Source organism: Ideonella sp. P3_A4 (assembly GCF_056403075.1).
Window position 1 is genome coordinate 1 of record NZ_JBFUGE010000237.1, and the last position, 9,008, is coordinate 9,008.

The 9,008-nt window shown below is 66.4% G+C and carries 8 protein-coding genes; 2 read left to right on the forward strand and 6 right to left on the reverse strand.

The window, feature by feature from the left end; genetic code table 11:
• Nucleotides 1–192: 192 nt before the first annotated feature.
• From AC1DYI_RS19475 to AC1DYI_RS19490, 4 genes are read right to left on the reverse strand one after another with little or no spacing between them, the layout of a single operon-like run.
• Nucleotides 193–903 carry a DUF6445 family protein gene (locus AC1DYI_RS19475; protein WP_477205783.1) on the reverse strand — a complete coding sequence of 237 codons (711 nt, stop codon included), beginning with the start codon at nucleotides 901–903 and terminating at the stop codon, nucleotides 193–195.
• 31 nt (nucleotides 904–934) lie between these two features.
• A complete protein-coding gene (locus AC1DYI_RS19480; protein ID WP_477205784.1) occupies nucleotides 935–1,561 on the reverse strand; it encodes a helix-turn-helix transcriptional regulator in 627 nt (208 codons plus the stop codon).
• A gap of 4 nt (nucleotides 1,562–1,565) precedes the next feature.
• Nucleotides 1,566–2,825, reverse strand: coding sequence for an MFS transporter (locus tag AC1DYI_RS19485; RefSeq protein WP_477205785.1), 1,260 nt, complete (start codon nucleotides 2,823–2,825; stop codon nucleotides 1,566–1,568).
• Nucleotides 2,822–3,826, reverse strand: coding sequence for a questin oxidase family protein (locus AC1DYI_RS19490; protein ID WP_477205786.1), 1,005 nt, complete (start codon nucleotides 3,824–3,826; stop codon nucleotides 2,822–2,824). Before AC1DYI_RS19490 ends, AC1DYI_RS19485 begins: the two co-directional genes overlap by 4 nt.
• A gap of 293 nt (nucleotides 3,827–4,119) precedes the next feature.
• On the opposite strand from AC1DYI_RS19490, the gene AC1DYI_RS19495 reads away from it, so the two are divergent.
• The gene (locus AC1DYI_RS19495; protein WP_477205787.1) at nucleotides 4,120–5,595 is read left to right on the forward strand and encodes a glycosyl hydrolase; all 1,476 of its coding nucleotides are present in this window, start codon (nucleotides 4,120–4,122) and stop codon (nucleotides 5,593–5,595) included.
• Nucleotides 5,596–5,618: 23 nt separating this feature from the next.
• Here AC1DYI_RS19495 and AC1DYI_RS19500 read toward each other — a convergent pair whose 3' ends face one another.
• Together AC1DYI_RS19500 and AC1DYI_RS19505 are read right to left on the reverse strand one after the other, a co-directional pair.
• Nucleotides 5,619–6,020 carry a VOC family protein gene (locus AC1DYI_RS19500; RefSeq protein WP_477205788.1) on the reverse strand — a complete coding sequence of 134 codons (402 nt, stop codon included), beginning with the start codon at nucleotides 6,018–6,020 and terminating at the stop codon, nucleotides 5,619–5,621.
• Nucleotides 6,021–6,145: 125 nt separating this feature from the next.
• Entirely contained in the window at nucleotides 6,146–7,342 is a 1,197-nt protein-coding gene (locus tag AC1DYI_RS19505; protein ID WP_477205789.1) for an amino acid aminotransferase, read from the reverse strand.
• Between the two features lie 149 nt (nucleotides 7,343–7,491).
• Between AC1DYI_RS19505 and uvrB the strand changes: the two genes are divergently transcribed.
• On the forward strand, nucleotides 7,492–9,008 hold a 1,517-nt coding region (uvrB, locus tag AC1DYI_RS19510; protein ID WP_477205790.1), incomplete at its 3' end, for an excinuclease ABC subunit UvrB.

A 9,008-nucleotide genomic window follows, 5' to 3' on the forward strand; every position in this document is an offset into this window, starting at 1 on the left:
CATTGCAACATCGGTATTTGCCTACGTGGATTCACGATCGGCATTCACCCGCATTAAACGCTTTGTGCGCTTGCACAAGCACCAGAAAAGGGCGGTCGGTGTGGGGTTGTTCCATTTGGCAGCTCGGAGCGGCGCTCCGCCGGCGCCGGGCCGCCCGGCGGGTGGCGGCGTAGTCGCCGCCGGTGCCCCACCTCAGCTCATCCAGAAAAGCACGACCGCCATGCGCTGGTCGGCCGGTTCGTCGCCGCCCCAGTAGGCGGTGGCGCTGTGGATCAGGTCGGCGCGGTAGACCAGCAGGCGGTTGAAGCGGTGGTCGACCGCCTGGTCCAGCACGAACAGGTCGGGTGGCACGAAACGTGTCTCCAGCGCCTCGACGAGGTTGTCGAAGCGGGCGGGCAGGGTGTTGCCGCCCAGTTGGCCATCCGGCAGGCGCACGCGGTAGAAGCCGGTGCCGCAGTGGTCGGGCACGTTCGGGTTCAGGTACAGCACTGCGGCAAAACGGCACAGGCGGCGGGCATCGGTGTGCGGGCGCGGGCCGGCATCACTGGCACCGACCAGTTGCACGCAGTTGTGGTTCAGCTGGTTGCCGGTGCCGGCTGCGGCGGCAACCGCGAACAATCGCTTCTGGCCGGTTTGCGCCCGGGCCCAGGTTTCGATCGGGTTGAGCTCTTCGGGCGTCAGCGCGGGCTGCGCGCGCCGGCCGGGCCAGCTTTCAGGGCGCTTGGGTGCGCCTTGCACCCAGTCTTCGCGTGCGAGCAGCCGTTCACGCACGGCCATCGGGTCGGCCAGGGCGTCGTCGAGCACCCAGTAGTCCTTGCCCAGCGTGGGCGGGCGGTAAATCAGGCGGTGGGCCTTGGGGGCCGGTGGACGCGCGTGATGAAGAGGCGGGCTGACGAGCGGCATGGGCGCGATTGGAGCATGCCCGGCGCCGCGCTCAGGCCACCGGCCGGATCCGGTAGGCGCAACGCCGGCCGCCGGCCAGCAGGTGCTCGGTGCGCTTGACTTCGACGCCCGGGCCCAGGCAGCGCTGGAACAAGGCCAGCTCCGAGCGGCAAAAGCCTTGGCACTGGGTGGCCGCGGCGCAGATCGGGCAGTGGTCTTCGACCAGCAGCCAGTCATCACCGTCGGCCTGCGCGGTGGCCATGTAGCCTTCTTCGCTGCGAGCCTGGGCGAGGGCCTGCACGCGCTCATCCAGGCGCGCCAGCCCGGCCAGGCGGCGCTGGTACACCGATTCGGACTCGGCCTCGCGGGCGGCGATCAAGGTGTCCAGTGCCTGCGGGCCGAGGTGTTCGGCGGCATGGCGCAGCAGTTGCACGGCGAGGTCGCCATGCCGGTCTGGGAAGCGGCCATGGCCAGCATCGGTCAGACACCAGATGCGGCGCGGGCGGCCCACGCCCTGGGGCTCGTCATGAAAACTCACCAGCCCTTGCGTGGACAAGGCCTGCAGCTGCTTGTGCGCGCCCATTGGCGTGATTGCGCAGGCGGCCGCCAGCGTGGCGGCGGTTTGGGGGCCGCGGCTTTTGAGCTGGAACAGCAATCGGTCGGGGGTGTTGGCGGCCATGGCGTCAAGCGGTTGCGGAAACAGCGGCCGGCGATTGTCGGGCCGCTTCGCGCCGCGCCCAGTGCCACAGTGCCCAGGCCGCACTGCCGGCGCACAGCGTGCCCATCGCCATCACCGCCCGCACGTTCCACAGCGACAGCGCGCCGCCCGCGAGCGCAACAGCCACGTTGGCAAAGCAGAAGATCGTCGTCAACAAGCCCATCATGCGTCCCTGGCCATGCTGCGCAAAGCGCGACGAGACCCAGGCCGGCATGAAGGCGTTGTAGACCGCCAGTGGCATGCCGAGCAAGCCGATCGTGATCACGCCGGGTGTGTCAGGCAGCAGCACCAACAGGCCGAGGCCCGCCGCACCGCACAGCGCGGCCAACGCGGTGATGCGCAGCGGGTGGTCCACGGCCGGCAGGCGACCGGCGAGCCAAGTGCCGACCAGCATCGAGGCGCTTTGCGCAGCGGTGATCCAGGCGATGCCGGTGCTGGTGAAACCCGCTTCGGTGACGCACCACAGCGGCGCGTAGTCGTAGAGCGATGTCACGCCGCACATGTAAGCCATCTGCAGCAGGAACAGGCGGCGCAAGTCTCGATCGTGGATCAGCGGGCCGAGGGTCGAGCCAGCCATCGCGCCGTTTGCGTAGGCAGGCGGGGCAGCAGGTTTTGCCGGGGCTGGGGCCTTGCCACCCGGCACACCCGCCATGACCAGCCCGATGCACCCGAGCATGGCCAGTGCGGCGATGGTGAAAGGCGTCGCGTCACCCCAACGCAGCAGGAAACCGCCGAACAACGGGCCGAGCAGCCAGCCGCCGTACTGGAAGGCATTCAGCCAGGCGAAGGCCTTTACGCGGGTCTCTTCGCCGTGGTGATCGGCCAGCAGCGCGCGGGCGACGGCGATATTGCCCTCGGTCAGCCCGGAGGCGAAGCGGGCGAGGACGAACAGCAGGTACCAACGGCCTTCCAGCGCACCGGCGGTCAGCAGGTTGAACACCGCGCAGGCCAGCAGGCTGACGACCAGCACACGGCGCCGGCCGAGGCGGTCAGACAAGGGCCCCAGCACCAGGCTGCCCAGCAGGATGCCCGCGGGGTTGGCAGCCAGTGCGACACCCAGCAGCCACTCGGGCGCCATTCCGGCGAAGTGCGTGAAGTCGTCTGCCGGGCCGTCGACGAAGATCGGCGCGAGGATCGGGTAGGGCATCGCCATGCCGATCGTGCACAACAAGGTCACCGCGCAAACGGCGACCAGCAGGCGCAGCGAGGCGCGGTCGAGGCTCATGCCGGCACCGCCGGCAGCACACGCGCATAGCCGGGCCAGCCGCGGTGGCGCCATTCGTCCAGCGCGGTCCAGGCGAGCTTTATGCGGTGGTCGTCGCGCGATGCGGCCAGCGTCGCCAACGCGGTTTGCCAGTCGGTTTCGCTCGCCGGGCCGCCCAGGTAGACGGCGACCCAGTCTGGCCGCGGCCGCCCGATCGACAGCCAGGCTGCGAGCCAGGCCCGCCAGACGCCGCGCAGCACCGCTTGGGTTTGTGCAGCGTCGAGCTTGGCGTGCGGCAGGACGAGGCGAAGCGCGTGGCAGCCGGTGACCAGGTGCAGCGCGGTGAAGTCGCGGCTCCCGAGGTAGACGGCGAGCGAGGCCTCGGCCAGCGCCTCCAGCGTCAGCGCCGCGGGGCTGGGCGAGGCTTCGCCGCTGACCGCGTCATCGAAACCGGGCAGGGCAGCGCACTGCTGCATGTCTTGCGTGATCGTGGTGTCTTGTTGCGCGGTGAAGGCCAGACCGGGTTGGTCGCCCAGCACGGTCAACACATCGGCCAGCCGGACGGCTTGACCATTGGATGCTGCGGGCAGCGCGGGGCCGAGGGCGGTGCGCTGAATTTGCCAGGCGGCCAGCGCATGGGCGATCTCGGCCGGGTGATCGGCGTTCAGCGCGTAGGCCAGGCGGATCACGCCGTGGAAGGCGGCCGTTTCGGCGGCCTCCAGCAGAGCGGGCAAGTGACGCGCTAGTACCGCTGGCAGGCCATCGCGCTCGAGCTCCGTAGCGAAGCGCTCGGCGGCACGCGATTCGTCACTGTCGGGAGTTAGCTTTTCGAGCCTCGGCGCATGGCGCTGAAGTTGGGCCTGCAGCGCCGCGGCCGGTGCCTGCAGGCGATGCAGTGCCGTCAGCGCCATCGGCAGGTGGTTGGACAAGCGCAGGCGGCCGGCGGGGTAGGTGGCGGCGTAGGCCAGGCTGGTGTCGAGGGCCAACTGCAGCTCGCGGCGGGTGGTGGGTGTGGTGGGCATGGCGGCGTTTCCAACTCAAAGCATGCCTCCATGATGCCAAGACCTGACCAATAAATAAACTTATAATTTATAAACTTGGTTTGCGGGAGGGCTTTGAAGTCTTGACAGCGCTTGCATACCAGTTGGCCGGTGGTGATAAGACCAGTTTCGACCGCGTTTCGCGGCATCGGCCCGGGGTCGAAATGTTCAAAACGCGAGGAAACCGGTGTGTCCACCAGTGTCCTGAGGGTGATCGATGGCCCGTGCGGGTGTACACACCGGTCTCACATTGGTATTGAAGAGGAGAGGTGAACATGCTGACTCGCCGTTTCATCCTGGCGTTTGCCGCCGTCTGCCTCGGGAGCACGCTGGCCTGGCCAGCACAGGCCAAATCCATGCCCTACGGCGGCAAGCCGGTGCTGGTGCCGGGCATCGTGCAAGCCGAAAACTTCGACCTCGGGGGCGACAACGTCGGCTACCACACCAAGGACAACATCAACCACCTCGGCCAGTACCGCCTGACCGAAGGCGTGAGCCTCGAAAAGAGCACCGACACGGGCGGTGGCTACAACGTGGGCTGGGCACGTGGCGGCGACTGGCTGAACTACACGATCAAGGTCGACAAGGCCGGCACCTACACGCTGCAAACCCGCGTGGCCTGCCTGGGCCAGGGCGGCAGCTTTCACTACAAGCTCGACTTCGTCGACGCGACGTCGCAGCAGACGATTCCCGACACCGGCGGTTGGCAGAACTGGATCACGCTGACGACGACGATCCATCTGCCGATCGGCCGCCATGTGCTGCAGCTGCATGAAGACACGCCAGGGGCGGATGGCAGCGGTGACGTCGGCAACTTCAACTGGATCAAGATCAAGAAGGGCGGCTCGGTCGACGGGCGGCAGAAGATCCTGAACTTCCTGAACAGCACGTCTGGCGTGGCCACGGTGATGGGCATGCACAACAAGTATTCGAGCAGCCCGCACAGCTACACCGACCAAATCGACGCGATTGCCGRCCGCCCGTCGGCGTTGTGGGGCGGTGACTTCCTCTTCGGCGACCAGGTGCCGTACCGCTGGACGATGATCGGCGAAGCCAAGGCCCAGTACGCCAAGGGCGCATTGGTGGCGCTGACCTACCACGCGTGCTCGCCCAAACGCGAAGAAGACTGCACCTACGACGACATCGGCGGCGACCACTACGCCCAGCTGACCGACGAGGAGTTCCGCCAGCTGACCACGCCAGGCAACTGGCTCTACGACCGCTGGATCGGCCGTCTCGACACGCTGGCGCCATACTTCCAGGATTTGAAAGATCACGGCGTGGCGGTGGTCTTTCGCCCGCTGCACGAGATGAACCAGTGCCGGTTCTGGTGGGCCTGCCACACCGGGCCGAACGGCAGCGGCAAGCTCTACCAGATCACCCACGACTACCTGACCTACACCAAGGGCCTGAGCAACATCGTGTGGGCCTGGAACGTGCAGGACTTTGGCGACATGCCCAACGACCTGTACCGCTACGACCCGGGCCGCAGCTACTACGACGTCGTCACGCTGGACATCTACGACCAGTACCGGCAGGACTTCTACGACGCGATCGTCAACTTCGCGCAGGGCAAGCCCGTCGCGATCGGCGAGGTGCAGTACATGCCAACGGCGCAGTTGCTGCGCCAGCAGCCGAAGTGGACCTGGGTGATGCAATGGTCGGACTACATCAACGACAACAAGGGCATGATCGCCGACCTGTACGCGGCGCCGAATGCGACGACGCTCGACGAGATGCCGGGCTGGTAGGCGACTTCTCGACCGGGCCCGCTTCAGGCGGGCTCGGCGTTGTGCCAGTCGGCGTTTTGCAGCACCACGCGGTAACCGTCGTGGTCCGCAAAGCTGCGACCTCGCTCATCCCAGTACGGGTTGAACGAGGGCACGGGCTGGAACCCGGCCGCGAGCATGCGCTCGCAGCCCTTCTGCCATTCGGCGGCGTCCGGCAGGTACAGCACCACCAGGTCCTCTGGCGTCGGGGTCGGCGGGACCGGGTGGGTGTTTGACCGGGTGAACTCGAAATGGTGGCCAGCGCCGGCCTGGCCTAGCATCACGCCGTCGAAGCCTTCGTGGTCTTCGAAACTGCCCAGCACCGTCAGGCCAAGGCCTTGGGTGTACAGCTCGACGCTGCGGGCGAGGTTGGTGACGGGACGGGCAATGCGGAGGTGCGGGGACATGTCAAGGGCGCGTGAGGGACAGAGGCGCTCATCATGCCGTGTCACTGGCAATTTAAAAACTTCATGTTTATAAACTGAGGCGCGAAAAGGGCCTTGCGGCCCCTTGGTCTGGCGGCAGCGCCGGATCAGATGACCTTGGCGATGCACTCGGCGACGTAGCCGATGTTCTTGTCGTTCAACGCGGCCACGCAAATGCGGCCCGAGTCGACGCCGTAGACGCCGAATTCGCCGCGCAGGCGCTCCATCTGCGGCTTGGTCAGGCCCGAGTAGCTGAACATGCCGCGCTGGGTGTTGATGAACGAGATGTCCTGCTTCACGCCGGCGGCCTTGAGCTTCTCGACCAGCGCGCCGCGCATCGCCTTGATGCGGTTGCGCATGCCGGCCAGTTCGTTTTCCCACTGCTGGCGCAGCGCCGGCGTGGTCAGCACGGTGGCCACGACCTGCGCGCCGTGCGTCGGCGGGTTCGAGTAGTTGGTGCGGATGACGATCTTCAGTTGCGACAGCACGCGCGAGGCTTCTTCCTTGCTCTCGCAGACCACCGACAGCGCTCCGACGCGCTCGCCATAGAGCGAGAAGCTCTTCGAGAACGAGGTCGAGACGAAGAAGTCGATGCCTGACTGCACGAAGCGGCCGATGACCGCGCCGTCTTCGGCGATGCCGTCGCCAAAGCCCTGGTAGGCCATGTCGAGGAAGGCAACCAGCTTGCGCGCTTTGACTGCCTCGATCACCGCGTCCCACTGGGCGTTGCTGATGTCGTAGCCGGTCGGGTTGTGGCAGCAGGCGTGCAGCACGACTATGGTGCCGGCGGCAGCGCTGTTCAGCGCGGCCAGCATGCCTTCGAAATTCACGCCGAGCTTGGCCGCGTCGTAGTACGGGTAGGCCTCGACCGTGAAGCCGGCGTTGGTGAACAGGGCGCGGTGGTTTTCCCAGCTCGGGTCGCTGATCAGCACCTTGGCGCCCGGGTTGACCTTCTTCAGGAAATCGGCGCCGACCTTCAGGCCGMCGGTGCCACCGAGCGCCTGCACCGTGGCCACGCGGCCGGCGGCGACGAGCGGGCTGCCTTCGCCGAAGACCAGGCCTTGCACCGCCTTGTCGTAGGCGGCGATGCCGTCGATCGGCAGGTAGCCACGGGCGCTGGCGGCTTCGGCCATCTGCGCTTCGGCGGCCTTCACGCAGGCCAGCAGCGGCAGCTTGCCGTTTTCGTCGGTGTACACGCCGACGCCGAGGTTGACCTTGGCGGGGTTGGGGTCGGCATTGAACTGCTCGTTCAGACCCAGGATCGGGTCGCGCGGGGCCATTTCGACGGCGGCAAACAAGGACATCGCAAAGCTTCCTGAAGGGACGGTGTCAGTAGGGCGCGCAGCTTGCCCCGGCAAAAGCCGCGCGGCTGCGCTACGCTGCAAGGTTCGACGCGTTGAGGCAAGGCCCTTGCAGCGGCGCCGATTTTAATGGTTGATTCAGGGATAACCCCATGCCGGAAATTTCTGAGGTGATGCCGCAGACCGAGGGTCACGACATACCCGAAGGCGAGTTCATCGACTTTCCAGATTCGCCGTTTCAGCTTTTCCAGCCGTATCCGCCCGCTGGTGACCAGCCGACCGCGATCAACCAACTGGTCGAAGGCGTCAACGACGGCCTCGCGTACCAGACGCTGCTGGGCGTGACGGGCTCGGGCAAGACCTTCACGATGGCCAACGTGATCGCGCGGCTGGGCCGGCCGGCGATCGTGTTTGCGCCGAACAAGACGCTGGCGGCGCAGCTGTATGCCGAGTTCCGCGAGTTCTTCCCGAAGRACGCGGTCGAGTACTTCGTCAGCTACTACGACTACTACCAGCCCGAGGCCTATGTGCCTCAGCGCGACCTGTTCATCGAGAAGGACTCGTCGATCAACGAGCACATCGAGCAGATGCGCTTGAGCGCCACCAAGAGCGTGCTGGAACGGCGCGACACCATCATCGTCGCCTCGGTCAGCGCGATCTACGGCATCGGCAAGCCCGAGGACTACACGCAGATGCGCTTCATCGTGCGGGTGGGCGACAAGATCGGCCAGCGCGACGTGATCGCGCAGCTGATCCGCATGCAGTACACCCGCAACGAGACTGATTTTTCGCGCGGCACCTTCCGTGTGCGCGGCGACACGATCGATATCTTCCCGGCTGAGCACTCGGAGCTCGCCGTGCGCATCGAACTGTTCGACGACGAGATCGAGACACTGAGCCTGATGGACCCGCTGACCGGCCGAATCCGGCAGAAGGTGCCACGCTTCACCATCTATCCGTCCAGCCACTACGTGACGCCGCGCGACCGCGTAGTGGCGGCGATCGAAACGATCAAGGCCGAGTTGCGCGAACGGCTCGACTTCTTCGTCAAGGAAGGCAAGCTGGTCGAGGCACAGCGGCTGGAGCAGCGCACCCGTTTCGACCTCGAGATGTTGCAGGAGGTGGGCCACTGCAAGGGCATCGAGAACTACACGCGGCACTTGTCAGGCGCGGCGCCGGGCGACCCACCGCCGACGATGGTCGACTACATGCCGAAGGACGCATTGATGTTCCTGGACGAAAGCCATGTGCTGATCGGCCAGTTCGGCGGCATGTTCAACGGGGACCGGGCGCGCAAGTCGGTGCTGGTGGACTACGGTTTCCGCCTGCCCAGCGCGCTGGACAACCGGCCTCTGAAGTTCGACGAGTTCGAGGGCAAGATGCGGCAGGCGATCTTCGTCTCGGCCACACCGGCGGCCTATGAGCAGCAGCACGCCGGCCAGGTGGTCGAGCAGCTGGTGCGGCCAACCGGCTTGGTCGACCCGATCGTCGAGGTGCGGCCTGCGACGCACCAGGTCGACGATGTGCTGCAGGAGATTCGCACCACCGTCGAGGCCGGCGAGCGCGTGCTGATCACCACGCTGACCAAACGCATGGCCGAGCAGCTGACCGACTACCTGAGCGACAACGGCGTCAAGGTGCGCTACCTGCACTCGGACATCGACACGGT